This is a genomic window from Halorubrum sp. ARQ200 (genome assembly GCF_005435115.1).
In the GTDB taxonomy this organism is placed as follows: domain Archaea; phylum Halobacteriota; class Halobacteria; order Halobacteriales; family Haloferacaceae; genus Halorubrum; species Halorubrum tropicale.
Genome location: NZ_SGTZ01000017.1, coordinates 1 through 26,499, shown reverse-complemented (window position 1 = coordinate 26,499; position 26,499 = coordinate 1). Strand labels below are relative to the sequence as shown.

Here is a 26,499-nt window from a genome sequence, read left to right as displayed (position 1 = left end):
GGACCGATCCCCACGCCCGCCGGCTCGTGGAGCGGATCGACGCCGCGAACGCCCTCGAAAATCGCAACGGGGTGGCGTTCCCGGACACGGCGCGGTTCGAGCGCGCGGTCTCGTTCGTCCGTTCCCTCCCCTACGTGACGGACACGGCGTCGAAGGGGGTCCCGGACTACGTCCGCGCGGTTCCGGAGACGCTCGTCGACGCCGGCGGGGACTGCGAGGACCTGACGTACCTCCTCGTCGGGATGCTCTCGCAGCCGCCCTTCGGGTACCGGACGGCGCTCGCGTTCCTCCCGGGGCACGTGTTGGTCGGCGTCCACCGCGCCGACCTCCCGACGACGCACGCCGACGCGGCGACGCTCCCCGACGGCCCCTACGTCCCCGTCGAGAGCGTCCGCGCGCGACCGATCGGCGAGTTCAGAGACGAGCCCGTGCTCGCGGTGTACGGCGACGGACTGGAGTTCGTCGACCGGACCGCGATCGCCGAGACCGCGGCCGAGGTGGCCAGAGACCCCTCGGAGCTCGAGACGCTTAACGGGATTCTCACGTCGTTGTCGGCCTGACGCGTCGGCGACGAAGCCGAGAATTCAAGCCGTTCGCGCGCTAAGACGCGGTATTCCGATGTGCGACCGGCACCCGATCGACGGGGTCCCGACCCCCGACCCGTCTCACTCCCCGGAGGAGGTGGTCTCGATCCAACTCGGGGCGCTCGCCTCGAACGACGACCCGTTCGAGGACGCCGGGATCGCCGTCGCGTACAACTTCGCGTCGCCGGCGAACAGGCGGGCGACCGGGCCGTTCGACCGCTTCGTCCGGATGGTCCGCGGCCCGCGGTACGCCCCGATGATCGACCACGTCGAGGCCACGACGGGGGCGCTGGAGCGCCGCGGGAGCCGGGCGGAACAGCGCGTCACGCTGACCGGCCCGGACGGCCGCACCGTCACGTACGCGTTCGGCCTGTCGAGCGCTCGCGACGGCGACCTCGACGGCCACTGGCTCACCGACCGGGTCGCGCTGGAGTGACGCGGCGCTCGGCGCGCGCGGCGCTTCTCACCGACCTCACCGCGCGGGTCCGGTGACCGGGCGCGCGGCGCCCGACCGGACCGCCACTCGGGTCAGTCGCTCCGAGCGAACTCGAACCGCGCACCGCCGTCGGCGCTCTCCTCCACCGAGACGACGTACCCGTGCGTCCTCGCTATGTCGGCCACGATCGAGAGGCCGAACCCCGTCCCCTCCGCGCTCGACGTGACGCCGTGGCGAAGCACCTCGTCGCGTCGCGCTCGCGGGATCCCCGGCCCGTCGTCCGCGACGTAGAACCCGTCGTCGTCCGCGCCGCCCACGGTGACCGAGACGTCCCGACCGCCGTGCTCGACGGCGTTCCGGAAGAGGTTCTCGAAGAGTTGGGTCAACCGGCCCGGGTCGCCGGTGACCGTCGGGAGCCCGTCGGCGACCGCGAGCGACGCCGCCGCCGTGTCGACGTACCCCCACGCCTCCGTCGTCACGGCCTGGAGGTCGACCGCCTCTGCGTCCTCGACCGCGGTCTCGCCGCGCGACAGAGCGAGCAGGTCGTCCACGAGGCGCTCGGTCCGATCGAGGGCGGACCCGACGCGCTCGAAGTGGTCCGGGTCGCCCGTCTCCTCGGCGAGATCGAGGAATCCCTGTGCGACCGCGAGCGGGTTTCTGAGGTCGTGCGCGACGACGCTCGCGAACTCGTCGAGGCGCTCGTTCTGCCGGTGTAGTTCCGCTTCACGGCTCGCGCGGGCGAGGGCCGCCTCGACGGTCGCGCCGAGGATCCGGAACAGGTCCGCGTCGGTCTCGGAGAACTCTCGCGGGGCGGTGGAGCCGGTGATCATGAGTCCGTGCTCCCCCAGCGGCACGAGGATCTCGCTCTCGATCGCGGTGTCGGGGTTGTACCGCCCGTCCGCGTTCCGGACGTCGTCGTACACCCGGGCGGTGCCGGACTCGAACGCCTCCCACGCGAGCCCCTCGCCGCTCGCGAATCGCGGCGGCTCCCCGAGCAGGTCGGCCGCCGGGTCCGTCTCCGTGACCGGGACGAGCGCGTCCGCCGCCGCGTCGAACTCCCAGAGCGCGGTGATCTCGAGGTCGAGGACCTCGGCCGCGGCGTCGACGGCGACGGCCGCGATCGCCTCGGTCGACTCGGCGGCGCTGAGCCGCTGGGCCGTGTCCTGGAGCGCTCTGAGTCGCGCCTCCGACCGCTTCTGTTCGGTGATGTCCTCGACGACGGCGAGCGTGCTCGCGACCTCGCCGTCCGAGCTCGGAATCGGCGCGACCGACAGGAGCAGGTCCAACTCCGCTCCGGCCTTCGTCTCGTGTCGGATCTCCGCCGCTCGAACCCGCTCGCCGCGCAGGGCGCGCTGGCAGTGGTCCCTGAGCGCGTTCCGCTCGCCAGCCGTGACGTCCGAGAGCCGCTCGCCGACGACCTCGTCGCATGACCAGCCGAACATGGTCTCGGCCTCTTCGTTCCAGCGGACGATCGTTCCGTCGGCGTCCACCTCCACCACGGAGAGCGGCGTCGCTTCGAACAGCGACTCCAGCCGGCGGTTCGAGGCCTGAAGATCGCGTTCCCGCCCGACCTGGTCGGTCACGTTCCGCGCGATACCGACGATCCGCAGCGTCTCGCGGTCGACGGTCACGGGTGCGAGGCTCGTCTCCCAGAACCGGGCGTCGGCGTCTAAGTCGAGCTCTTCGCGGTACGATATCGGGCCGCCCGCCTCGACGCAGCGGGCGTAGTTGGCCTCGAGTTCGGCCCCCCGCTCGTCGCCGAACACCGCCCGCGGCGTCTTCCCTCGCACGTCCGCGGTCGAGAGCCCGGTCTGGTCCTCGTACCCCGGACTGAGCCGAGCGAATTCGAACGACGGCTCCTCGCCCGCCGTGTCCACGTCAAGCAGGAATATCGCGTCGCCGGACGTCGCGAGCAGCGCCTCGTACTCCTCCGCGAGCCTCCGGTGGTCGCGCTGCGCTTCTTTCCGCTCGGTGACGTCCTGAAACACGCCTCGGAGGGCGGCCTCGCCGTAGCGAGCGTCCGCGACGTACTCGCCCCACGCCCGGACGTCGCGGACGGCGCCGTCCCTCCGCACGATCCGGAGGTCGAGGTCGTAGGAGCCGCCGCCCTCGACGGCGGCGTCGACCGCCTCGGTGATCGTCGCCCGGTCGTCCGGGTGGTAGAACTCGATGCCGTCGTCGAGGGACGGCTCGTATTCGTCGTCGACGCCGTGGATCCGCCGGACCCCGTCGGACCACGTGAGCTCGTCGCTCGACGGGTAGTACTCCCAGACGCCGATCGCCGCGATATCCTGGACCCGGTCGAACAGGAACTCGTGTCGCTGTAACTGGGCGCGCTCGCGCGCCCGGGAGAGCTCGGCGCCGACGAGCTGCGCCAGCAGCTCGACGAACGTCCGTTCGAGCGCCCCGAACGGCGCGGCCCGCGTCGCGGGGCTGGAGAAGCTGAGCGTACCGAACCGACTGTCGTCGACGTCGAGCGGCGCGCCGATGTACGACTCCAGCCCGAGCGCTCGGTACGCGGGATGCGACCCCTTCCCGCGGTCGTGCGCGTCCGCGAACGCTCGGACCCCGTCCGCCGCGATCACCTCCTCGCAGTACGTCGCGTTGACGTCGAACCGGTCGCCGACGGCGATGTCGGCGTCCGGAGCGTGAACGGCCTCGACCGCGTAGTCCTCGTCGCGGATCCGCGAGGCGATACCGATATCGAGGCCGAGCGCGTCACACCCCACCTTGAGCAGCGATTCGATGCGGGCCGCTGACGAGGGGTCGCTCTCGGCCATAACGCGCTGAATCCGCCGCAAGGCGTCCCGTTCGCGGCGCAGCTGGCGCTTGGTCTCGCTCTGGTCCGTCACGTCCCGTGCGACGACGAGCACCTGCGTCCGCCGGTGTCGTCGGAACGGCGTGAGCCGCACGTCGAACGTGCGCTCCGCCCCCCCGACCGCGGCGTCGAGTTGGAGGTCGGCGTCGTAGAAGCCGCTAACGCCGCCGTCGCTCGTCATCTCGTCGAGCGTCGACTCCACCGCGCGCGAGAACGCTCGGGCGTCGGCCTCGCTGACGCGGTCCCCGACGAGCGCGTTCAACCGCTCTCCCGTGATGTCCGCCGATCGCCGGTCGCCCAGCACTCGGTTCGCGGCGGCGTTGGCGAAGCGGATCTCCCAGTCCTCGTCGATGACCGTCACCACGTCGTGGACGTTCTCCAAGACCGCCTCGTTGCGCTCCAGTTCCACCTCGCGCTCCCACTCGTCGGTGATCTCTCGGGAGAACACCGTCATCCCGTCCGCGTCGGGAAAGGCGCGCACCTCGACCCAGTACTCGAACGGCTCGCCGAGCCACTGTTCGAAGACCGCCGGGTCGCCGGTCTCCATCGCGGTTCGGTACCGCTCTTCGAGCTCCGTGCCGACGATGGACGGGAACTCCTCCCAGATGGTGTTCCCGACGACCGCCTCGGCGTTCCGACCGACCCGGTCGGCCATCTTCTCGTTCATATACTCCACGCGCCACTCCTCGTCGACCGCGTAGATCGCGTCCGTAGCGCGTTCGAGCGTCCGCTGAAAGCGGTCGGAGAGCCGCTCGGCGGCCGCCTCGGTGCGCGCGGCGTCGACCAGCGTCCGGACCCGGCGCGCGAGGAGATCGAAGCCGTCGTGGGTCCCGTGGATCGGGACGTAGTCCGACACGCCCGCCCGCGTCGCCTCGCTCGCGATCCGCTCGCTCCCGCGGCCGGTGAAGAGGATCGTCGGCAGGGCCGCCCCTTCGTCCGCGATACGCTCTAAGAGGTCGATCCCGGTTCCGTCCGGAAGCGAGTACGAGGTGACGAGGCAGTCGACCGACGACGCCGCGACGCGTTCGAGCGCGGCCTCCGCGCTATCGACTGTCGCGACCTCGAGACCCGACCCGAGCCGTCGGAGCTTCGCCCGCGTGAGCGCGGCGAAGTCGGCGTCGCCGTTCACGTACAGGACGCGAATCGGCTCCGGGCGCTCGTCGCTCGCAGTACTCATTGATATCTCTCGGTGAAGCGGCGATATCAATCATTCCCGCCAGTTCTTAGCCGTGATAAATCCACGAACGCGCACGACCGTCCCAGAGCGGTCGACCGCGGGCGGATTCGACGGCCCGCCGGCGCGAGGGCGACCGAGCGTGGCGGGGAGTGACGTGGCTCCGGGCGGATACCGATCCCGCGTCCATCGGCGACCTCGGCCCGGAGCAGCGACGACAGGCGAAGGGGTTCCCGTTGTGGACCGCCCTCACGGTCGTCGTGGGGTACGTTCTGATCGTCGTGTTCTGAGTGACCGCGACGGGACGGTCCGACGCGCGCCCGACCCCGACGGAAGCGGCCCGACCGTCGGCCGGGGAGACCGAGCGTCCGGCGCTCTCCGGGGCCATCGCGCCCGAATCGGAGCCGTATTCGGCCGAGGATTTACCCGTCAGCAGCTGATACGGTATTACGTAACATGTGCCACGGACATCGTTCGCGAGAGTGGTCGCGAGAGGAGACCGACGAATCGACCGACGAGCCGGCGGAGGAACCGTCGCTGTCCGAGCCGGAGGAGGCGACGGACGTGGAGATCCTCAGCGACGGCGGCGACGAGTGAGCGCGGGCGCCGGAGAGCGTCCCCCGCGCCGACGGCGTTTTCAACGGGGTGGCGAGCGTCCGCACCCCCACCGTGAGGAACGCTTAGGGGCGGGCCGGCCCACGGATCCGGTATGGAGCCACGCCCCGACCTGAGCGGACGGACCGCCCTCGTGACCGGCAGCGCGAAGCGCGTCGGCCGCGAACTACTGCTGTCGATCGCCGACTGCGGCGCCGACGTCGTCGTGCACTACAACGAGAGCGAGGCGGCGGCGACCGCCACCGCCGAGGAGGTCCGCGACCGCGGCGGGACCGCGATCACCGCGCAGGGCGATATCACCGACCCCGACGCCGTCGACGCGCTCTTCGACGCGGTCGAGGCCGAGCTCGGCGCGGTCGACGTGCTCGTGAACAACGTCGGCGACTTCGACGCGCGCCACTGGAGCGAGATCGACTGGGAGTCGTGGCGGAACGTGGTCGAGACGACGTTCTACGGCACCGTGCTCTGCTCGCGCCGCGCCCTGCCCGCCATGCGGGAGCAGGGGTGGGGACGGATCGTGAACATCGGGTTCGCCGACAGCGACCGGATGCACGCCCACCCGGTCAACTTCCCCTACTTCGTCGCGAAGACGGGCGTCCTGATGTTCACCCGGATGCTGGCGGCGGACACGAGCGACGACGGGATCACGGTCAACGCCGTCTCGCCGTTCGCCGTCTCGAACACCGAGGCCGGCGTCGAGGACTTCCCCCGCGGCCGCCCGGCCGACTTCGCGGACGTGGCGGCGCCGCTCCGGTTCTTCCTCAGCGACGCCGCGTCGTACGTCAGCGGCGAGAACGTGGCCGTCGACGGCGGGCGGCTGCCGGAGTTCGACGGGTAGGCGCGGACCCGGGTCCTCGCACCGTCGCGTCTCCTCCCGCGGTCGCCACGTCGCCCCCGGTCAGCCCGTCCGTGCCCGCGTCAGTCGCCGCCGCCGACGAGGGCGCCGACGCGGCCGGCGAGCCGGGCCGCGAGCCCCTCGAAGTGCGCGCTCGCGAAGGCGGCGACGAGCACCGCGCCGACCGTGTTGAACGCGAGGTCGTTCACGATGTCGGTCGTCCCGTACTGGGCCAACACCGCCTCGCCGCCGGTGACCGCCGCGAGGCCGCCGCTCGCGAACTCCAGGACCTCCCACGCGACGCCGACCGCGAGGACGAACAGGACGACGAAGGTGGCTCGGAACTCGCGCGTGAACGCGACGGCGTCGGAGTGCCGCTCGACGCTCCGAGCGAGGGCGTAGCCGGCGCCCGCGACGAGCCCCGCCGAGAACGTGTGCGCGAGGCTGTCGTACCAGCCGAAGGCCCCGTACAGCGCCAGCGCGCCGACGGCGTGGAGCGTCGACGCCCCGGCGATCCACGCGACGAGGCGCGCGTCCATCGCGTAGCCGTACTGCCGCCGGAGCAGCGCGGGCACGAGCGTGATACCCAGCGGGACGGCGCTGTTCACGAGCAGCGTCGCGTCGCCGCGGGCGACCGCGATCGCCGCGATCCCGAGGAGGACCGCCTGCAGTGCCCCGACGAGACGCGCGCCGCTCCCGGCGTCGCCACCGACGGCGCGGTCGGCGTCGGCGGCGTCGGCGTCCGGTCGGAGCCGCTCGATCCGGCCGGAGACGTGACAGTACACGTCGAACAGGACGCCCGCCCCGACGCCGACGGCGGTCGCGACGATCAGGTCCCACATCAGGTCGTCCGCGGTCCCGACGAAGCTCGTCCCCGCGACCGCGTCCAGGACCCACGACCCGACCGCCCACGCGCCGGCGGCGGCCATCGTCGCGACGACGACGAAGACCGCGGCGAACCGCGGGGTCATCGACAGCGAGGTGAACGCGTCGAGGACGACGGCGACGAGGAGCCCGAGCGCCGCGGCCGCGACGAACGGCGTCGCGCCCGGGAGCGCCCCCGCCGCGCGGACGGCCACGGGGACGGCGGCGGCCGCGAGCAGCTCCGCCGGGACGGTGACCGCCGGGTCACGCGTCGCGACCGGGACGACGACGGCGACGAGCGCGAGCAGCGCGGTGAACGCGGCCCAGTCGGGCTCGCCGACGAGCAGGAATCGACCGACTGCGGCGACGAGACCGGCGGTGACGGCCCACGCTGCGACCGCGTCGGCGCGGTCCGGCGCGAGCGCGGAGCGAAGCCTTGTCATGCCGCCCGGTACCGCTCCGCGACTGAAATACTGGGGGGGTCGCGGTCGCTTGAGGCCGGTGTCGCCTGAGGTCGGGGGCGTCTCGAACGGTAGTCGCCTCGGACCGGACGTCGCTCGGATCGGGCGCTCGGTGGACGGCGCTCAGTGAGCGGTTCTCGGCACGCGAAAGGCTTTGGGCTCGCGGCGCGAGGGGCAGCTATGAGCAGATCCCTGCCGCTCGCGGTCGGCTTCCTGGCCGGCGTCGGCGTCTTCCTGTGGCTCGCGGGCGCGGTGCTCGAAGCGCAGTTCAGCCCCGCGGCGATACTGGCCGCGTACGGCGCGGTCGCCCTCGGCGTCGCGTGTACCGCGTACGTAACGGTCCGTCGCGTCGAGCGGCTGCTGGGGTCGGGCTCGGGGGACGCGCCCGCGACGGCGGGCGCGTCGGGCTCGGAGCGGGGCGAGGGGGTGACCGTCGAGCTGGCGGCGCTCGACGTGGAACGGGAGGTGGACCAGCTGAAGGCGGAGCGGTCGCGACCGGACGACGGCGAGCGACCGTGACGCGGGCGCGAGGGAATCGGGATTCCGTGCCGCACGGTCGCGCGTACCGGGCAACGCGCCGGGGGTATCGGGCGCGGGGACGACCGCGGAGGCGGCCGCCGGTCGGCGCGAGGCGGCGGAGTCGGTGCGCGCGGCCCTCGGGAAAGAGACGCATCGTCGACGCGCTCGGCCGGGCGGTCGCTCAATAGCCGTTTATACCCCTCAGTAGTCGGGTTTTTGCCGGGGGCCGCCGAGCCTCCGACCATGCCAACAGACGGGGGTCGCTCGCGGTGACGCGGATCGGGGCGCTGGGTGCGCGGCTCGGGGTCGACTCGCGGGCCAGCGGCGCGTGGGCGCTGTACGACTGGGCGAACTCGGCGTTCGCGACGACTGTCGTCGCGGCGGTGTTTCCGGTTTACTACGAGTCGGTGATCGGTGCCGGGCTGTCCGGGAACCTCGCGTCAGTGTACTTCGGCTACACGACCGCGGTCGGGCTAGCGCTCGTGGCGCTGGCCTCACCGGTACTCGGAACGCTCGCTGACCGGTACCGCGCGAAGAAGCGGTTCCTCGCCGGGTTCGTCGCCCTCGGCGTCGTCTCGACCGCGGGACTGTTCCTCGCCGGTGAAGGCGCGGTGCTGTACGCCTCCGCGCTGTTCGTCCTCGCGAACATGGGATTCGTCGGCGCGAACGTCTTCTACGACTCGCTGCTCTCGCACGTCGCGTCGGACGCGGACAAGCTGTCGACGGCCGGCTTCGCGGTCGGGTACCTCGGCGGGGGCATCCTCCTCGTGGGCAACCTCGCGTGGATCCTCTCGCCGGCGACGTTCGGGTTCGCGGACGCGGACGTCGCCACCCGCGCGGCGCTCCTCTCGGTCGCCGTCTGGTGGGCGGTGTTCTCCCTGCCGCTCTTCGCCTACGTCGACGAACCCCCGGCGGACACGACGGACGGCGCGACCGCCCCTGAGTCGGAGCGCTCGTCGCCAGTGGTCACGGCCGTCCGTCGGCTCCGGACCACGGCCGCCGACATGCGAGAGTACCCCGACCTCCTCCTGTTCCTCGGAGCGTTCCTGCTGTACGCCGACGGCATCGGAACGATCATCCGGATGGCGAGCATCTACGGCTCCGAGATCGGGATCGGACGAACCGGAATCGTGGGCGCGCTGGTGTTGGTTCAGTTCCTCGGCGTTCCGTTCGCGTTCCTGTTCGGCTCGCTTCCCGGACGGCGGATCGGCCTCGCGGCGGGCGGGATCGCACTCACGACGAAGCGGGCGATCTACCTCGGACTGGCCGTGTACGTCGGCATCTCTGTCGGCGGGTTTTTCATGACAAAGACGTGGCATTTCTGGGCGCTCGCCGTCGCGGTCGCGACGGTTCAAGGCGGCACGCAAGCGCTGTCGCGGTCGCTTTACGCCGTGCTGTCGCCGCCGGACAAGTCGGCCGAGTTCTTCAGTTTCTTCTCGATCTCGTCGAAGCTCGCGGGGGTCGTCGGACCGGCACTGTTCGCGTTCGTCGGACAACTCACCGGGTCGAGCCGGTACAGCATCGTTTCGCTGCTCGTGTTCTTCCTGGGCGGGGCCGCGTTGCTGTCGCGCGTGGACGTCGACGCGGGCCGGCGAGCGGTCCGGGACGGTCCCGCACCGGCGACCGCCGATCCCGACGCGGGGTCTCGACCGGCGGAGGGCGGTTCGTGACCCGGACCCCGCTCCGAGTCGCGTCCTACAACGTCAGGTACGCGGGCCTCGACGCGGGGCGGCTGGACTGGAGCGTACGGCGCGACGGCGTCGCGTCGCTGGTGCGCGACATCGATCCGGACGTGCTCGCGGTACAGGAAGTCTGGATGGACCAGTTGCCGGACCTCCGCGACCGTCTTCCCGGCTACGACTGGGTCGCGTTCCCGGACCGCAACGGCGAGCACACGCCGATCGCCGTCCGGAGGCGTCGCGTCTCGGTCGCCTCGGCCGGCGCGTTCGGGCTCGCCCCGGGCGGGGACCGCGAGGTCACGGCGTGGGACGCCGCCATCCCTCGGACCGTCACGCACGCGACGCTCAGGGACCGGCGGGCGCCGGCACCCCCCGACGCCGACGGCCGGACAGTCGCGGTGTTCTCGGTCCATCTCGACCACGCGGGCGAGCGAGCCCGGCTGGAGGGCGCCCGGCTGGTCCGGGACCGCGTTCCCGACGGTCCCGTCGTCGTCGCCGGCGACCTCAACTGTCAGACCGGATCCCCGCCGTACGAAGCCCTCACGGCGGACCTGACGGACGCCCGGCTCGCGGCGCACGAGCGCGACGGGCCCGACCGCACGTACGTCGGCTTCGACGCGGACGACGGCGTCAGCGGCGACCCGGCTGCGAGACGGATCGACCACGTCCTCGTCCGCGGCTGCGCCGTCGAACGCTACCGAGTGGTTCCGCACGACGCCGACGCGCCCGCGTCGGACCACTTCCCGGTCGTCGCCGATGTGGTCCCATGAGTCGACGAGCCGCACCGGGCGGCCTCTCAAGTATCGGTCGCCAGCCGGTCGAGCCCGGCGAGCCCGCCGGCGAGGAGGACGAGCAGCAGCACCGCGGCCAACAGGATCGTCGAGACCACGCTCACGAGCGGGTCGAGGCTCTGGCGGAGCGAGTTCCACGCCTGCACCGGCACGGTCCGCGTGTCGGGGCCGGAGAGGAAAAGCGCCATCACGAACTCCTGCAGGCTGACGATGAACGCGACGAGGGCGGCGACGGCCAGCCCGGCGCGGACCTCGGGGACGACGACGGTCCGGAACGCCGTGAGCCGCGACGCGCCGAGGTCCAGCGCCGCCTCGTGGAGCGCCCAGTCGAAGCGCGCGAACGCGGACTGCATCACCGAGAAGGTGAGCGGCGTCGCCCACAGCGAGTGGGCCAACACGAGCGCGAGGTAGCTCTGCTGGAGGCCGAACGCGCTGAAAAAGGTCAACAGCGTCACGGCGATGACGACTCCCGGGACGAGCAGCGGCAGCAGCGCGAGCCCGACGAGCGCGCCGCGGAACCGGCCGTCGTACCCGCGGAGCCCGAGCGCGGCCGTCGTCCCGACCCCCATCGAGAGGGCGCTCGTCCCGGCCGCGACGACGAGGCTGTTGGCGAGCGAGCGCAGCCACGTCGGCGAGGCGAGCAGTTCGCCGAACCACCGCAGCGACGGCTCCGTCGGCGGGAAGACGACCGCGCTCGACGCGTCGAACGCCGTCGCGACGACGATGACGAGCGGCGACACGAGCAGGCCGAAGAGGGCCGCGACCGCGCCTCGGGCGAGCCAGCCCCGGACCGCGCGGACGCTAGCCAAGGAGCTCACCCCCGTCGTCGAGGCGCCACAGCCCGACGAGCAGCGCCGTCAGCACCACCGCCACGGTGATCACCGCGAGCGCGGCGGCGGCCGGCCAGTCGAACTCGGTCAGGAGGAGCTGCGAGACGAGGATCGCCGTCGTCTGCTCGCTCCCGGACCCGACGAGCAACGGTGCGGGGTACGCGCCCACGGACCAGGTGAAGCTGATGATGCCCGCCACGGCGATCCCCGGCCGGGCGTGCGGCAGCACGACCTCCCGGAACACGGCCGGCCGGTCCGCGCCGAGGTCGCGGGCGGCCTCGACGAGGCTGTCGTCGAGCGTCGTCAGCACGGCGTAGACGGTGAGGATCGCGTACGGCACGACGATGTACAGCTGCGCGATGACCGCGCCGGCGAGGTTGTCGACGAGCAGGAGCGGCTCCGCGAGCGGGCCGACGCCGGTGAGGACGTCGTTGAGGACCCCCCGGGGCGAGAAGACGAGCACGACCGCGAACAGCTTCACCACGATGGTGGTGAAAAGGGAGCAGACCGCGCCGGCGAGGAGGAGCGTCCGCCAGGGCCCGGCGGCGCGCCAGACGGCGTAGGCGTAGGTCACGCCGACGGCGACCGCGAGGGCGGTCACGAGGACGGCGAACCCGAGCGTGAAGGCGAATATCTCGTGGACCAGCGGCGTCTCGGCGACGTACTCGTACCCCGCGAGCGACCACGATCCCTCCGCGAAGGCGCCGCCCGACGTGCGCTCGGCGAAGCTCAGCCGGAGCAGGTAGCCCATCGGAACGAGGAAGACGAGCCCGTCGAGCAGGAGGAGCGGGACGAGGAGCGCCAGGGTCCGCCACCGCGCGGACAGCTCGACGGCCGGCAGCGCCGCCCGCGCGTCGCTCACCGACATCTATCCCCCGTCCCGTCGAAGTAGAGCGCGTCCTCGGGCCGGAAGCGCACGACCACCGCGTCGCCCGCGTCGACGGCGGGCGCCTCCGCGACCGACGGCTCGACGAACAGCGTCGTCTCGCCGGCCGACAGCCGGATCCGGACGTCCGCGCCCCGGTAGACCGTCTCCTCGACGCGCGCTGGCACCGCGACCGCTGACTCGCCGCCGTCGCTGACGGTCGCGTCCGGCGTCCGCTCGGCGGGAGCGACGGACAGCGAGAGCCGCTCCGGCCGCAGCGAGGCGACGACCGCGTCGCCGGCCCCCAGCGACGGGCCCTCGACCGCGGCCTCGAACCCGACGCCCATCGGCGTCTCCAGGCGGGGCCGCGGCCCCGGCTCCGCGGCGGTGCACGCGACGAAGTTCGTCGTCCCGAGGAACGACTCGACGAAGCGGTCCGCCGGGTCGTCGTACACCGCTTCCGGGGTGTCGTGCTGGACGAGCCGCCCCGACTCCATGACCCCGAGCCGGTCGCCGAGCGTGAACGCCTCGTCCTGGTCGTGGGTGACGTAGAGCATGGTCGTGCCGACGCGGTCGTGGATCTCGTTGAGCTCGAGCTGCATGGTCTCGCGGAGCCGCCGGTCGAGGTTCGACAGCGGCTCGTCGAGCAACAGGAGGTCGGGGTCGACGACGAGCGACCGGGCCAGCGCCACCCGCTGTTTCTGTCCCCCGCTGAGCTGCTCGGGGTACGCGTCTCCGTACCCCTCCATCTCGACGAGTTCGAGCATCTCCCGGGCCCGCGCCTCGCGCTCGGCGGCCCCGACGCCGTCCATCTTCAGGCCGAAGGCGACGTTCTCCGCGACCGTCTGGCGCGGAAACAGCGCCCAGTCCTGGAACACCAGCGAGCAGTCGCGCTCGTTGGGCGGCGCCTCTGTCACGTCGACGCCGCCGATCCGCACCCGGCCCGCCGCGGGCGTCTCGAAGCCGGAGATCGCGCGGAGGACCGTCGACTTGCCGGACCCGGACGGGCCGAGCAGACAGCAGAGCTCGCCCTCCGCGACCGCGAGCGACACGTCGTCGACCGCCGTCAAGTCCCCGTACTCGACGGTGAGGCCGTCCAGTTCGAGCATCTCAGTTGTCCTGGACGAACGCGCGGAAGCGGTCGCTCATGTCGCCGGAGAACTCGGCGACGCCGGCGAAGTTCTGGAACGCGATCTGGTCGAGGTCGTCGTTCGCGATCGGGAGCGCGTCGGCGGTCGTCGAGGGGTGCGTCGTCTCCTCGTGGGAGAACCCGAGGTTGAACTCGGCGGCGTACGCGCTCTGGACCTCGGGGTCGAGCATGAAGTCGATGAACTCGGTCGCCATCGCCTCGTCGGACGCGCCCCGGACGATCTGGTAGTAGTCGATGTACCCCGTCGTCGGGTCGGGCACGGTGACCCCGATCGGGTACTCGTCCGTGTCCCGCGCCTTGCGCAGGCCGTACGCGAAGAAGTAGTGGCCCACGTCGGCGAGCCCCTCGCCGAGCGCCGTCCAGAGCTGTTGGGTGCCCTGGTAGAACGTCGACACCGGCAGGCCCTCGACGGTGTCGAAGAGGGCGTCCATGTACTGGGGGTCGTACACCTCGTCGGCCATCGGCTCGTCGTCCCTGAGCAGCGCCGCCATCATGAACAGCTTCAGCCAGAAGTCGCTGGGGAGCGCGACGTTCTCGGCGGCGTCGGACTGAAGATCGCTCCAAGACTCCGGCGTCCACGCGGCGCTGTTCTCATTGTAGACGTACGCGTGGGCCCCGTACGCGACCGGGACGCCGGACTCGGCCATCTGGTACTGGCGCAGGTTGGACTTGATGCCGCCGGCGTTCGAGAGGTCGTCGTAGTCGACGGGGACCCACAGGTCGTCCTGCTGGCCGCGGTAGTTCGTCCGCCCGACGCCGACCGTCACGTCGAACGGCGGGTCGTCCGCGGGGGACTGGCGGATCTTCGAGAGGATCCCCTGCCAGTTCCCGCTCAGTTCGAGGGTGTTGCCCGTCCGCTCCTCGTACATCGGCTTGATGACCTCGCGGAACACCGTCTCGTTCGTGCCGCTCCAGACCGAGACGCGGAGGGTGTCGGTCCCGCTCGCGGTGCCACCCATACAGCCGGCCAGCGCCGTCACCGCCGCGCCGCCGGCCGCCGTCAGATACGTTCGTCGACTGGCTCCGACGGCGTCGCCTGCGGGCTGATCTGCCATTGCCGATCCCTATGCCCGGACGACCAAAAACGGTCGGTCGAACGGGTCAGACGGCGGTCGCGCTCCGCGTCGGACTGGCCGGCCGACGCGCCGAGACGGGTGCGGTCGACGCACCTACGGTCGCCCGGTCGGCGCCGATGGAACCGTTCAAGTCGCTCGGCTCGCACGATGTGATCGTCTCGCGCGTTCCGGGCGCCCGACGGTGACCGAACCGATGGTCGGATCCCCCCAGGCGGTGCGTCGCTGACCCATGCGGCGAGCGCTGCGGTTCCTCGTCGGGGTCGCCGCGGGTGCCGCGATCCTGGCGGGGTACCTGTACACCGTCGGGATCGAGACCGTCCTCGACCGGGCGCTCGCGGTGACGCCGCTGATCCTCGCCGTCGTCGCGCTGCTCGTCGTCTTGGAGGGGATCGCGGACGCCATCGGCGTCTGGGCGTCGATCGCCCCGCTCGGGGACGGGATCTCCGCCGGCGAGAGCGTTCGGTTCGCGCTCGCCGGCGACTTCTTCGACACGCTCAGCCCGGCCGGACCGGTCAGCTCGGAGCCGATCATGGCCCGGTTCTTCAGCGTCGCCACCGACACGGGGTACGCCGAGGCGCTCGGCGTCCGCTCGACGGCGAAGTACGTCAAGTCGGGGACGCAGGCGGCGTTCTCGGCCCTCGTCGGGCTGGCCGTCCTGCTCGACGCCCCGGACGCGGCGCCGATCCTGACGACGTTCGGCGTCGCCGTCGGGGGGCTGGCGCTGTTCGGCGCCGCGGTGCTCTCGACCCGCGACCGGCTCTCCGACGGGATCGTCGCGCTGCTCGCGCCGGTGATCACTCGCGTGTCGGCGCTGTACCGCGACCCGCCGCACGACAGGGCGTTCGTCGAGGCCGGCGTCGCGCGCTACTGGGAGCGCATCGTCGACTTCCGACGGACTCCGGGGCTGATCGGGCTCATCGCGCTCGGCGGACTGGTAGAGCAGGCGCTCACCGCGGCCGCGCTGTGGGTCGCGCTGTCCGGGCTCGGCGTCGAGAGCGCGTTCCTGCCGATCCTCGTCCTCGTGCCGCTCCCGCAGATCGCGAGCGTCGTCCCGATCCCGGGCAGCCTCGGCGCCTACGACCTGCTCCTCGGCGGGGCGTTGACCGTGGTCGCGGGCGTTCCCGGCGCGGCCGCGACGGCCGCGGTCCTCGTTGTTCGGACGCTCGCGCTCCCGTTCAGCGGGATCGCGGGCGGGCTCTGCGTCGCGTCCCTCCGCGGCTGGCGCCCGACCGGGTGACCCGCGTCCAGCCCCGTCGCTCCGATCTCGTCCGCGGACGACCATCCCGGCGCGTGCGTCCGCCGTCGTCGCCGACGGTCACCGTCTCCGGCCGCCGTTTCGGTCCGATCACGCTAATTGGGAACATATTGAGACGAGACCCGGCGACGCGGGCGCCGAACCGACCGACGACGACGCTCCGCACGCGTTTAGGCAGTACTAAAAATTGATATGTATCGATAAGTAGCACTCGGTAAACAGCCAGAAAAACCGTTTCGGAGCCTGTATATTCAAATTTTAGGGTGTCCTAAAACTAAAGATTTATGATACGTTGGGGACAATGTCCGTTCGCAATGAGCGCAGAGGGACTCGAACGGCAGACGCGAAGCTTCCTGAGCAACGAAGTGCCACAGATCCAGCAGCACGGCGGCAACTTCGAGATCCGGCACGTCGACGAGGAGGCGGGGACGGCGACCGTCGCCATCGGCGGCGCCTGCTCCGGGTGCGGCATCGCCCCGATGACGATGCGGGCCATCGAGCGCCGCCTCCCCGAGAGCGTCGACGGGCTCGAGGACGTGGAGGTCGTCCGGGCCGGCGGGCCGCGCGCCGCGGTCATGCCGTCGAAGACGGACGAGATGGACGAGATGGACGAGTACGAAGACTACAGCCCGCCGTTCTGAGCGGCCGCCCCGTTCGGGTCCGGCCGCCCGCCGAGCGCGGCTTTTTCGCGCGCGTCCCACGACCGCGAGCCGACCGACCGCCGGTCGTCGCGCGCTTCCGCCTCGGGCCGCGGTTCCGTCGCGTCGGCGGCGGCGTTCCGCTTACCGCGTCGACAGCGCTCCCGGCGTCCACTCGGCGCCGTCGAGTTCCCGGTGCGTGAACGGGACCGCGTCCTCGCCGCTGTAACTCGCGACGAGGTGCCCGGTGCCTTCGAGGTAGTACTTGTACGTGGTGAGCCCCTCCAGGCCGACCGGGCCGCGGGCGTGGATCTTGCCGGTCGAGATGCCGACCTCCGCGCCGAGCCCGTAGCGGTAGCCGTCCGCGAAGCGGGTCGAGGCGTTGTGGAAGACGCTCGCGGCGTCGACGCCGGTCATGAACGTCTCGGCCGTCTCGGCGTCCTCGGTCAGGATCGACTCGGTGTGTTTCGAGCCGTGGTCGTTGACGTGGTCGATCGCGTCGTAGGCGTCGTCGACCACCTTGATCGACAGTTCGAGGTCGCCGTACTCCGTGTCCCAGTCGTCGGCGGTCGCGGGCCCGACGTCGACGACCTCGCGGGTCCGCCCGTCGCCGCGCAGTTCCACGCCGGCGTCCTCGTAGCGCTCGACGAGGTCCGGGAGGAACGAGTCGGCGACGGACTCGTGGACGAGCAGGGTCTCGACGGCGTTACAGACGGCGGGGTACTGGACCTTCGCGTCGAAGGCCACGTCGGCGGCCATCTCCAGGTCGGCGTCCGCGTCGACGTACACGTGGCAGATCCCCTCGGTGTGGCCGAGCACCGGGATCTGGGTGTTCTCCTGGATGTAGGAGACGAACTCCGAGGAGCCGCGCGGCATCACGAGATCGACCCGGTCGTCGAGTTCGAGGAGGCGGTCGACCTCCTCGTGGGCCTCGATCAGCGCTGCCCACCCGTCGGGCAGGTCCGCGGTCGCGTCGACGATCGCCTCGTGGAGGACGCGGTTCGACTCGCTGGCCTCGCTGCCGCCCTTGAGGACGACCGCGTTCCCGGACTTCAGCGCGAGCGCGGCGATCTGAACCAGGGCGTCGGGCCGCGACTCGAACACCGTCGCGACCACGCCGATCGGCACCGCCACCCGGTAGAGTTCGAGGTCCTCGTCGAGCTCCCGCGCCGCGAGCGTCTCGCCGAGGGGGTCGTCCTGTTCGGCGACCGACTCGACCATCGAGGCGATCTCCTGGACCTTCGTCGCGTCGAGCTTCAGGCGGTCGACGAGGGCCTGCGTGTACTCGCCGTCCGCGAGCATCGCCTCGGCGGCCTCCACGTCGACCGCGTTCGCCTCGAGTATCTCCGATTCGCGCTCGCGGATCGCGTCGGCTATCGACCGGAGCGCCTCGTCGCGGGTCGCCTCGTCGGCGTTCGCGAGCCGCAGCGCGGCGCGCTCGGCCCGCCGGGCCAGTTCGTCGGTGTCCGCTTCCACGTCGGTGGTGTTGCTCTCACTCATCGTCGTCACCCGTCTCCGGCACGAATAGCGTGCCCGTCGGCTTACCCGCTGCGATCCGCGCTAACACGTCGCGCTCCGCCGACCCGGCGATGATCGCGGGGATCCCGTGGCGGCTCACGTCGTGGGCGCCCTCCACCTTCGTGCGGATGCCGCCGAAGTCCGTCTCCGTGCCGTCGCCGACGATCTCCCGCAGCCGCTCGTAGCCGTCGTCGACGGCCTCGATCAGCTCCGCGTCACCGTCGCGCTTCGGGTTCCCGGTGTAGACCCCGTCCACGTCGGTGAGCGTCACGAGGAGGTCGGCGTCGAGCCCGATCGCGATCGACGCCGACAGCATGTCGTTGTCGCCGATCCGGAGCTCGTCGGTCGCGACCGCGTCGTTCTCGTTGACGACGGGGACGACGCCCCACGACAGCAGCGTCTCGACGGTGTTGGTGAAGTTGTCGAACCGCTCCGGGGCGTCGAGGTCGGTCCCGGTCACGAGGATCTGCGCCACGTCCTGGTCGAACCGCTCGAAGCTCTGCGTGTAGTGACGCATCAACAGGCCCTGGCCCACGGTCGAGAGCGCCTGGCTCTCCGCGATGGACTCGACGCCGTCCCGCGACTCGGGCCCCGTGTCGAGCCGACCCGTCCCGGCGCCGACCGCCCCGGAGGAGACCAGCACGACCTCGGTACCGCGCTCGCGGAGGTCCATCACGTCCGCGACCAGCTTGTCCAGCTTCACCCGGTCCAGCCGCGAGTCGTCGTCGGTGAGGGAGTTCGTCCCCGCCTTGACGATCACGCGGTCGGCCGCGGCGGCCTCCTCTCGCGCGGCCGCCACGCGCTCGCCGTCGGTCGCGCCGACCCGCTCCACGCTCGCGTCCTCAGCCATCGTCGAACGCCTCGGCGAGCTCCCGGGACCGGCGCTCGGCGGCCGCGACCGCGTCCTCGACCGCCGCGTCGGCCTCGCTGTCCCACAGCACCTCCATCCCCTCTATCGTCGTCCCGTTCGGCGAGCACACCGCGTCGATGAGCTCGTCGACGCTGCGGTCGTCGCGGAGCACCGTCTCGGCAGCGCCCTTGAACGTCTGAGCGGCCAGCGTCTCCGCCTGTTCGGCGTCGAGCCCGCTGTCGATCCCGCCCTGTTTCATCGCGTCGATCAGGTAGAACGCGAACGCGGGACCGCTGCCGTTGACCGCCGTCGAGACGTGCATCAGCGACTCGTCGACCTCGACGAACTCGCCGACCGCGTCGAGCATGGCGCGGACCTCGTCGGTGAGGCCCGCGTTCGTCGCGGCCGCGGCCATGTTCCCCGTCTCCGCCGCGAGGTTGGGCATGATCCGGACGACGGAGGCGTCGGTGCGGGCGGCGACGAACTCGCGGGGGAGCCCCGCCGCCAGCGTCACCAACTGCTGGTCCTCCCGGAGGTCGAGGTCGTCGAGGACCGCGGGCGCCACGTCCGGTTTCACCGCGAGGACGACGATGTCGGCGTCGCGCGCCGCGTCCACGTCCTCGGTCGTCTCGTCGACGGCGTCCTCGATCGCGGCGAGCGCCTCGGGATCGAGGTCGATCGCCGTCAGGTGGTACCCCTCAACGCGGGCGAGCCCCCTGAGCAGGGCACCCCCCATGTTCCCGCAGCCGATAACGCTCACTCGAGTCATTTGGCCCTACGGTATCGTCGGGCGGACATACCAACTGCGGTTTTCGCAATTTTCCGCGATCGGTCGATTTCGTCCCCCTCGCGGACGCTTACACCAGATCCGCGTACAGCGATCGGTAGCGGTCGGCGATCGCGTCGAGCGAGAAGGCCTCGCTCCGCTCGGCGGCCCGCGCGCCGAGTTCCGCCCGGCGGTCGGCGTCGCGGAGCGCGTCGATGGCCTCGACGAACCCCTCGACGTTGTCCCCGCGAGCGTCGGCGTCGGCCGCGGCGTGCGCCCCGTCGCCCTCGTCGCCGACCTTCAGGCACTCCTCGCCGTCGTCCAGCCACGAGAACGTCTCGATGTCGCGCACGACGAGCGGCTTGCCGGCGGCCATCGCCTCCAGCAGCGCGATCCCCTCGTTCTCCTCGTGGGTCGGGAAGCAGAACACGTCGCCCGCGGCGTACGCGCCGCGGATGTCGTCGACGAACCCCGTGAACGTGCAGTTCCTGGGCGCCTCGTCGACGAGCCGCTTCGTCTCGCGGCCCTTCAGCGAGCGATCGATGGGGCCGAACCAGACGAAGTCGACGTCCGGCATCCGGTGGGCCGTCTCGACGAACGTCTCCAGCCCCTTCCGCTTGATCACGTGGCCGACCATGAACACCGTCGGCGGGTCCAGGTCGTAGCGGTCGCGGTACTCGGCCTCCAGCGACTCGAACCCGTAGAGCTTCCCCTGGTCGACGCCGTTCGAGACGACCGTCGTCGGCGCGTCGGTGTACCCCTCGATCACCGACCGGTTGTACTCGGAGGGGCAGATCAGCCGGTCGGCGAGCCCGTACGCGCGGCGGAGGTACGGCCTGAGCGGTCGCGCGAGCGCGTTGGTGAACCGGAAGCTGTCGCCGAAGTCCTCCGCGGTGACGTGGGTGTGCGCGACGACGGGGACGCCCGCCTTCCGGGCGCGGCGCGCGTACCAGACCGAGCGCGGGCCCATCAGGTTGAGGTGGAGCACGTCGGCGTCGAGCGTCGGCTCCGTCGTGTATTCGACGCCGACACGGTCGAACATCTTGCGCTGGTGGTCGACGGACGCCGCCATGCCGCCGGTGACGCGCTCCGCGAACTCGAAGTAGTGGCTGACCTTCATCGGCGGGTCGGCGGGCGCGGCCGCGCGGCGGTCGCGTCTCGGGCCCCGGCGCGGTCGCTCACTCGACTTCCAGCCACGGGACCTCCATCAGCGCGGGGATGTACGTCTCGATGTGGTGCTCCCAGACGCCCTCCTCGCCGAACGCCTCGCCGTGGTCGGCGGTGACGACCACGTCGCCGTCGAGCTCGTCGACGAGCTCCGAGACGCTCTCTAAGGCGATCCGGAGGTTCTCCTCGTACATCGACAGCGCGGTCACGCGCGTGCCGTCCTTCACGAGGTCCTTCGGGTCGAGTTCGAGCCACAGCCCCGCCTTCTGGGCGAACTCGCTGTCGTCGAGCCGGCTCTCGATCTTCGGCCGGACGGAGTCGCTGAGCGAGGAGAGGAGCCCGCCGTCGTCCTCGCTTCCGCCGTTTTCCTCCGCTTCCCCCTGCTCTCTGATCCCCTTCTGGATCTGCTTGAGCTTCTGCCCCTTCCCGCGCGAGAGGTAGGGCGCGTGCGGCTGCATGTAGTGGAGGACGGTGCGGTCGGCGCGCTCGACGGCGTCCTGGTTGCGGTGGAACGCGTCCGCGATCCCCTCCGGCGGGACGGTGCCGAGGTCGTCGTCCCAGTCGGTCTTCCACACGTCGTGGATGTCGCTGATGTGCTCGGAGGCGGTCCACTCGTAGTCGCAGCTGGCGCCCCACTTCAGCTCGTTCAGCGGGATCCCCAGGTCGTTGATGAAGGGGTTCCCGGAGAAGTACGCGATGTCGTGGTCGTCGGTGAACGTGCGGTAGGCCCACTCGGGCGTCGACGAGCCGACGCTGCGCCGCTTCTCGAGCGTGCCGTCGAGGTACTCGTCGTACACGTCGGCGAACACGTCGTACCGGCACGCGTCGAGCACCAGACAGTAATCCCACTCCGACTCGAGGAACCGCTGATCTTCCATTAGGTGGGCCGTCGGCCCGCCGGTACGTATGCATTCTCATTCTCGCCCCCGGACCGGCGGTCCGCGAGCGTGGCCGAGGCCCGGAGACGCCGACGCGCCGGCGGGCGCGAAGCAGACGTTTCAAGTTCGCTACCGCCCCACCCAGTCCATGGACGGCCCACAACGGCGCGCGCTCATCCTCGGTGCGGGCGGCGCCGTCCTCCTCCTCGCGGTGCTGTTCGTCGTCGTCGGCGTCGACCGCATCGTCGACGCGCTCGCGGCCGCCGACCCGGGTCTCGTCGCCGTGACGCTCGGCCTCGGGCTCTGCTGGCTCGCGGCGTGGAGCCTCATGCTCCGCGCCGTGCTGGGCGCCCTCGACGTCGAGATGTCCGTCCGGACCGCGTTCCTCGTGTACAGCGGCGCCGCCTTCGCGAACAACGTCACCCCGTTCGGACAGGCCGGCGGCGAGCCGGTCGCCGCGGCGCTCATCTCGAAGGTGGGCGAGGCGCGCTACGAGACCGGGCTCGTCGGCATCGCGAGCGTCGACGTGCTCAACGTCGTCCCCTCCGTCTCGCTCGTGTTCATCGGAGTCGGGTCCTACGCGGCCACCACGGCGGTCGGGGACCGCGTCGGGTTCGCGGTCGCGAGCGCGGTCGCGCTGATCGCGGCCATCGTCTCGGCCATCGCCTTCGTCTGGCGCTACCGCGTCGCGGTCGTCGACCGCGTTCCGGGCGCCGTCGGCCCGTTCCTCGGACGCTTCGACCGCTTCGACGCCGAGACGATCGAGGCCGGCCTCGCCGACCGCCTCGGCAACTTCTTCGCCGACATCGAGCGCGTCGGCACCGACCGGCCGCGCCTCCTCGGGATCGTCGCGCTCTCGCTGTTCGGCTGGCTCTTCCAGGCCGCCGCGCTCACCGCCGCGTTCGCCGCGATCGGCCACCCGATCTCGCCGGTGATCCCGGTCTTCGTCGTTCCCCTGTCGTACGTCGCCGGCGCGACCCCGCTCCCCGGCGGGCTGGGGGGCATCGAGGCCGCGCTCGTCGGGCTGCTCGTGCCGACGACCGGCGTCGCCGCCTCCGCGATCACCGCCGCCGTCCTCGTCTTCCGCGGGGCCGTCTACTGGGTCCCGATGGTGATCGGGGGCGCCTCCGCGTCCGCGCTGGGCGTGAGGGCGTTCGAGTAGCGCGCCGCGTCAGAACCGGTCCGGTCGCCTCCGCACCGCCGCGCCGAGGGCGTACGCCGCGCTCCCGAGCGTGAGCGCGACCGCGAGGGCGACGACCGGGCCGATTCGCAGGCCGGTCAGCAGCTCGGCGCGCGGACCCAGCGCGACGGTCGACGGCCGCGGCACCGCGTAGCCGCCGTCGTCGAGCGTGGCGCCGCGGACGACCGCCGCGAGCGGCGGGACGACGAAGACCCAGATCGCCGCGAGGAACGTCGCTCCCCAGCCGGCGAGGAGGCCGCCGCGGTGGCGCCCGGCGTACCCGGCGCTCGCGAGGCCGACGGCGACGAGGACGGCCCAGATCGGGTACCGCCAGGCGGTTCGGATCGGCTCCCACGGGAAGGCGACGAGGAACGAGGCGGCGACGAACGCGACGCCGACGGCGCGGAGCGCGCGATTCGGAGACCGACCGGTGCCAAGGAGGGCTCGCGGGGCCATGGGGACACGTGGACCGGGACGGGCAAAAGCGAAGGGGAGCGAGCCGCTCGGTGGTGCGTCCGACTCAGAAGAACAGCCACAACACGAGCAGCGCGTACAGGATCACCAGCGAGATGAGCGTGAGGCGGATGAGGATGTTGACGCTGAACACGAGCCCGTTGTAGTCGTTCTTCAGGAGCTTCACCGGCTCGGTCCGGTTGCTCTCGAACCCGACCGTCGCGGGCGCGACGTCGTCGACGGCGCGGTCGACCGCGCCCTCGATGGCGTCGATGTCGGACTCGCGCTTGTTCGCCAGCTCGTGGATCGACGCGTGGGTGTCCGTCGAGAAGGGGATCACCGCGTCGAACTCCGCGCGGTACTCGTCGGCGGTCGCCCGCACGTCGGGGGTGAGCCCGTTGGTGTCGACGCCGATCCAGAGGACCTCCTGGCCGTCGACGCGCTCGACCATCGCCAGCGCGTCCTGACCGGTCCGCGTCACGGCGAACCCGGCGGCGTAGTCCTCGACGAGGTCGGTGTCCGCGAGCCGGTCGCGGAAGTCGTCGAACGCGCGCTTCAGGCGGTCGGCCGTCGCGGAGCCGTACTGGATCTCGACGTCGGGGCCGTTCTGGATGTCGTGTCGGTGCTGGTCGATCAGCAGCACCTGGTCGTGGTCGACGTCGCGCATGAACACGCCCGTGTCGTAGTCGTCGATCCCCTCGCCGTGGAGGACGATCACCTCCTTGTCCCCGATCCGGCGGCCGTGGAACCGCACGTCCGCGTAGCCCTCGCGCTCGCCGTACGACGCGGTCACGAGCCGCGAGACGCGCTCGGTCCGGTCCGGGTCGGCGACCGCGTCGAGGATCCGCTCCGCGTCCGCGGGGTTCGAGAGGTCCTCCTTGTGCGTACACGGGACGTGGAAAAAGAAGCCGGCCGCGTCCGCCGACGCGGCGGCCGCGGCGCCGCCGTCGGTCGCGGCCGCCGTCTCGGCGCGCTCCGCCCCGTCGACCCCGCGGCCCTCGTTCAGCGCCTCGATCAGGTTCCCGCTCAGCTGGCCGCCGCCGAACCCGCCGAGCGGGCCGGGGTGGACCCACGGGGCCGCCACCGTGAGCCGTCTCCCGTTGTCGACGGCGAACGTCTCGACGGCCGGACGGGCCTCGACGCCCAGGTCGAGTGACTCGCGGTCGTTCCGGAGGAGACCGGAGGTGAGCGCGAACGCGGAGACGTCGGTGTTGCTCTTGATCAGGTAGTCGACGACGACGAGGACCAACACGAGGAAGCCCGCCGCGATGAGCAGCGAGGCGAACGCGAACACGTGTCGGTACGTCGAGAAGCCGAGTTCGCTCCCGCCCAGCGCGTAGAAGGCGGCGATGAGCCCCGCCGGCTCGACCAGCGAGACGAGCAGAATCCGGTCGAACCGGTCGATGCCCGTCGAGACGACGAGCACCAAGATGTTGATCAGGTACAGCGTGATGAAGCTGAGCCAGATGATGCTCCAGGCGTTCCCGACGTTGTCCGCCCCGGAGAGTACCAGCGCGTAGACGAACAGGACGAACTGTGAGGTGAGCGCGAGGAAGTAGCTCCACGACCGCGGGTAGCCGTCGAGGACCCGGGGGAAGAGTTCGGCCGCGACGACGAAGGGGACCAAAAAGATGAGAACGGCCACCGGCAAGATCCGGGACGGTTCGGGAGCGAACGGCGTGAAGAGCCAGATTCCGCCGACCGTCCCGACGGCGTAGACGACGCTGAGAGCGACGAGGGCGGCCGCCTGAATCCTGAGGGGCGGCACAGAGAAGATGAACCGTTGAAACGCGTCGACGTTGTCGGCGCCCATCTACGCCGTCACCCCGTATATCGATTCGAGCTCGTCGACGGTCCGTTCCACGGAGAACCGCTCGACCGCGCCGCGGGTGTCCCGGTCGCCGTCGAGGCAGTCGCGGACCGCGCGCTCCATGTCGTCGAGGTCGCCGAACGCGAAGCGCGCCCCGTTCTCGGGGCCGATCGTCTCGTCGAACGGCGCCACGTCCGCGGCGGCGACCGGCGTGCCACAGGCGTTCGCCTCCAGCGTCGAGAGCCCGAGCGTGTCGCAGGTCGACGCCGTGACGAACACGTCGAGGGCGGCGTAGAAGTCGGGGAGATCCTCGCGCGGCAGGAAGTCGTGGAACCGGACGTTCCCCGGCGCGTCGGCCTCCAAATCCGCCCGGACCGGCCCCTCGCCGACGACTTCGAACCGCACCTCGGGCAGGCGTTCCGCGAGCCGGAGGATCTCGTCGACGTTCTTCTTGCGGGTCATCCGGCCGCTGTACCCGACGACCGGCGCGTCGACGGCCGTCGGCCCGCCGTCGGTCGCCGTCGCGGTCACGCGGGCGTTCTCGCGCGGCCGGAACCGGTCCATCTCGATCCCGACGGGGAGCCGGTACGGCTCCACGTCCCGCCGGATACGCGAGGTGGAGGCGGTGACGCAGTCGAACGCGTTGAGGAAGCGGTTCTCGTAGGCGACGTACGCCCGCCCGACGACCGAGGCGAGCCGCTCCGACTTGAGCCCCTGAACGAAGTAGTCCTCGACGGGGGTGTGATGCGTGTACACGGAGGTCGCGCCGTACCGCCTCGCGTACCGGAGGCCCATCAGCCCGGTCGACGCCGGGCCGTGGCAGTGGACCACGTCGAGGTCGGGGAGCGTCGACAGGCGGCGGAACGTGGGGAGGCGGTACTGACGGTAGAAGGGGTTCGGCAGCGAGGGGACCGGAATCTCGTGGTCGTCCGGCTCGTGACTGCTCGCCGGATACACCACGTAGACGTCGTGTCCCCGAGACTCGAGCCGGTCGCGCCACGACTGGATGGTGTAGGTGACGCCGTCGATACCGGGGAAGTAGCTGTCGGTGAAGAAGCCGATGTTCATGGTCGCGTCTGACGGTTGGGGGGTTGCCGGCGGCCGGAACCGCCGCGGAGGGGTCGGCGGGCGGGGGACGCGCCGGTCGGGGCGGGGCTCGGCTCGTCGTCCGCGCCGACGGCTACTGCGAGTACCACGGTCATTCGCCGGATTCACTACCAGACCGCTTCAACATTTTCATTTCCCGAGCCGACCGGTCGGACCGGCGACGGCCGACCCCGCCCAGAC

Annotated in this window: 25 protein-coding genes; 11 read left to right on the top strand and 14 right to left on the bottom strand. The window is 71.4% G+C overall.

The genetic code is table 11. From position 1 onward, the window contains the following. Positions 1-26: 26 nt before the first annotated feature. Both EXE50_RS17805 and EXE50_RS15635 read left to right on the top strand, forming a co-directional pair. Positions 27-560, top strand: a complete 534-nt coding sequence (locus tag EXE50_RS17805) for a hypothetical protein (RefSeq protein ID WP_241982689.1) — start codon at positions 27-29, stop codon at positions 558-560. 58 nt (positions 561-618) lie between these two features. Continuing rightward, positions 619-1,020, top strand: a complete 402-nt coding sequence (locus EXE50_RS15635) for a DUF4864 domain-containing protein (RefSeq protein WP_053771288.1) — start codon at positions 619-621, stop codon at positions 1,018-1,020. A 92-nt stretch (positions 1,021-1,112) separates the two neighbouring features. Here the strand turns inward: EXE50_RS15635 and EXE50_RS15630 are convergent, their stop codons facing one another. Then, entirely contained in the window at positions 1,113-5,015 is a 3,903-nt protein-coding gene (locus EXE50_RS15630; RefSeq protein WP_137705510.1) for a PAS domain S-box protein, read from the bottom strand. A gap of 149 nt (positions 5,016-5,164) precedes the next feature. Between EXE50_RS15630 and EXE50_RS17225 the strand changes: the two genes are divergently transcribed. The 3 genes from EXE50_RS17225 to EXE50_RS15625 all read left to right on the top strand — a co-directional run bounded on the left by EXE50_RS17225 (position 5,165) and on the right by EXE50_RS15625 (position 6,465). Then, entirely contained in the window at positions 5,165-5,302 is a 138-nt protein-coding gene (locus tag EXE50_RS17225; RefSeq protein WP_158293672.1) for a hypothetical protein, read from the top strand. A gap of 166 nt (positions 5,303-5,468) precedes the next feature. Continuing rightward, a complete protein-coding gene (locus EXE50_RS17540) occupies positions 5,469-5,609 on the top strand; it encodes a hypothetical protein (RefSeq protein WP_199241444.1) in 141 nt (46 codons plus the stop codon). Between the two features lie 112 nt (positions 5,610-5,721). Beyond that, positions 5,722-6,465 (top strand): SDR family NAD(P)-dependent oxidoreductase, encoded by a 744-nt coding sequence (locus EXE50_RS15625; protein ID WP_137705509.1) that lies wholly within the window; start codon positions 5,722-5,724, stop codon positions 6,463-6,465. A gap of 80 nt (positions 6,466-6,545) precedes the next feature. On the opposite strand, the gene EXE50_RS15620 is transcribed toward EXE50_RS15625, so the two are convergent. After that, the gene (locus tag EXE50_RS15620; RefSeq protein ID WP_137705508.1) at positions 6,546-7,769 is read right to left on the bottom strand and encodes a DUF2238 domain-containing protein; all 1,224 of its coding nucleotides are present in this window, start codon (positions 7,767-7,769) and stop codon (positions 6,546-6,548) included. Between the two features lie 198 nt (positions 7,770-7,967). On the opposite strand from EXE50_RS15620, the gene EXE50_RS15615 reads away from it, so the two are divergent. From EXE50_RS15615 to EXE50_RS15605, 3 genes are all read left to right on the top strand, one after another. Continuing rightward, positions 7,968-8,306, top strand: a complete 339-nt coding sequence (locus EXE50_RS15615) for a hypothetical protein (protein WP_137705507.1) — start codon at positions 7,968-7,970, stop codon at positions 8,304-8,306. A gap of 269 nt (positions 8,307-8,575) precedes the next feature. Next, positions 8,576-9,976: an MFS transporter gene (locus EXE50_RS15610; protein ID WP_199241443.1), complete on the top strand. Its 1,401-nt coding sequence runs from the start codon at positions 8,576-8,578 to the stop codon at positions 9,974-9,976. Beyond that, a complete protein-coding gene (locus EXE50_RS15605; protein WP_053771283.1) occupies positions 9,973-10,755 on the top strand; it encodes an endonuclease/exonuclease/phosphatase family protein in 783 nt (260 codons plus the stop codon). The genes EXE50_RS15610 and EXE50_RS15605 overlap by 4 nt, the downstream gene beginning before the upstream one ends. A 26-nt stretch (positions 10,756-10,781) precedes the next feature. Here EXE50_RS15605 and EXE50_RS15600 read toward each other — a convergent pair whose 3' ends face one another. From EXE50_RS15600 to EXE50_RS15585, 4 genes are read right to left on the bottom strand one after another with little or no spacing between them, the layout of a single operon-like run. Then, positions 10,782-11,585, bottom strand: coding sequence for an ABC transporter permease (locus EXE50_RS15600; protein ID WP_053771498.1), 804 nt, complete (start codon positions 11,583-11,585; stop codon positions 10,782-10,784). Continuing rightward, entirely contained in the window at positions 11,578-12,474 is an 897-nt protein-coding gene (locus EXE50_RS15595) for an ABC transporter permease (RefSeq protein ID WP_053771282.1), read from the bottom strand. The genes EXE50_RS15600 and EXE50_RS15595 overlap by 8 nt, the downstream gene beginning before the upstream one ends. Beyond that, on the bottom strand, positions 12,465-13,580 hold the full coding sequence (locus tag EXE50_RS15590; RefSeq protein WP_053771281.1) for an ABC transporter ATP-binding protein: 1,116 nt from the start codon (positions 13,578-13,580) through the stop codon (positions 12,465-12,467). Before EXE50_RS15590 ends, EXE50_RS15595 begins: the two co-directional genes overlap by 10 nt. A 1-nt stretch (position 13,581) precedes the next feature. Then, complete coding sequence (locus tag EXE50_RS15585; protein WP_053771280.1) at positions 13,582-14,676, bottom strand: extracellular solute-binding protein; 1,095 nt, start codon at positions 14,674-14,676, stop codon at positions 13,582-13,584. A 250-nt stretch (positions 14,677-14,926) separates the two neighbouring features. Between EXE50_RS15585 and EXE50_RS15580 the strand changes: the two genes are divergently transcribed. Both EXE50_RS15580 and EXE50_RS15575 read left to right on the top strand, forming a co-directional pair. Further along, on the top strand, positions 14,927-15,934 hold the full coding sequence (locus EXE50_RS15580; RefSeq protein WP_053771279.1) for a lysylphosphatidylglycerol synthase domain-containing protein: 1,008 nt from the start codon (positions 14,927-14,929) through the stop codon (positions 15,932-15,934). 332 nt (positions 15,935-16,266) lie between these two features. Next, positions 16,267-16,593 carry a NifU family protein gene (locus tag EXE50_RS15575; protein WP_053771278.1) on the top strand — a complete coding sequence of 109 codons (327 nt, stop codon included), beginning with the start codon at positions 16,267-16,269 and terminating at the stop codon, positions 16,591-16,593. Between the two features lie 141 nt (positions 16,594-16,734). Here EXE50_RS15575 and EXE50_RS15570 read toward each other — a convergent pair whose 3' ends face one another. From EXE50_RS15570 to EXE50_RS15550, 5 genes are all read right to left on the bottom strand, one after another. Further along, the gene (locus EXE50_RS15570; protein ID WP_137705506.1) at positions 16,735-18,090 is read right to left on the bottom strand and encodes a glutamate-5-semialdehyde dehydrogenase; all 1,356 of its coding nucleotides are present in this window, start codon (positions 18,088-18,090) and stop codon (positions 16,735-16,737) included. Beyond that, positions 18,083-18,958, bottom strand: a complete 876-nt coding sequence (gene proB, locus EXE50_RS15565) for a glutamate 5-kinase (protein ID WP_053771276.1) — start codon at positions 18,956-18,958, stop codon at positions 18,083-18,085. Before proB ends, EXE50_RS15570 begins: the two co-directional genes overlap by 8 nt. Continuing rightward, a complete protein-coding gene (gene proC, locus EXE50_RS15560) occupies positions 18,951-19,727 on the bottom strand; it encodes a pyrroline-5-carboxylate reductase (RefSeq protein WP_077152265.1) in 777 nt (258 codons plus the stop codon). The genes proB and proC overlap by 8 nt, the downstream gene beginning before the upstream one ends. A gap of 88 nt (positions 19,728-19,815) precedes the next feature. After that, positions 19,816-20,844 (bottom strand): glycosyltransferase family 4 protein, encoded by a 1,029-nt coding sequence (locus EXE50_RS15555; RefSeq protein ID WP_137705505.1) that lies wholly within the window; start codon positions 20,842-20,844, stop codon positions 19,816-19,818. Positions 20,845-20,902: 58 nt separating this feature from the next. Continuing rightward, entirely contained in the window at positions 20,903-21,769 is an 867-nt protein-coding gene (locus tag EXE50_RS15550) for a hypothetical protein (protein ID WP_053771273.1), read from the bottom strand. Positions 21,770-21,917: 148 nt separating this feature from the next. Here EXE50_RS15550 and EXE50_RS15545 point away from each other — a divergent pair, with 148 nt between their 5' ends. Next, positions 21,918-22,931: a lysylphosphatidylglycerol synthase transmembrane domain-containing protein gene (locus tag EXE50_RS15545; protein WP_053771272.1), complete on the top strand. Its 1,014-nt coding sequence runs from the start codon at positions 21,918-21,920 to the stop codon at positions 22,929-22,931. Positions 22,932-22,940: 9 nt separating this feature from the next. Here the strand turns inward: EXE50_RS15545 and EXE50_RS15540 are convergent, their stop codons facing one another. From EXE50_RS15540 to EXE50_RS15530, 3 genes are all read right to left on the bottom strand, one after another. Continuing rightward, complete coding sequence (locus tag EXE50_RS15540; protein WP_053771271.1) at positions 22,941-23,405, bottom strand: hypothetical protein; 465 nt, start codon at positions 23,403-23,405, stop codon at positions 22,941-22,943. A 64-nt stretch (positions 23,406-23,469) separates the two neighbouring features. After that, on the bottom strand, positions 23,470-25,215 hold the full coding sequence (locus EXE50_RS15535) for a DUF2070 family protein (protein WP_137705504.1): 1,746 nt from the start codon (positions 25,213-25,215) through the stop codon (positions 23,470-23,472). Then, positions 25,216-26,280: a glycosyltransferase gene (locus EXE50_RS15530; RefSeq protein ID WP_053771269.1), complete on the bottom strand. Its 1,065-nt coding sequence runs from the start codon at positions 26,278-26,280 to the stop codon at positions 25,216-25,218. Positions 26,281-26,499 lie beyond the last annotated feature (219 nt).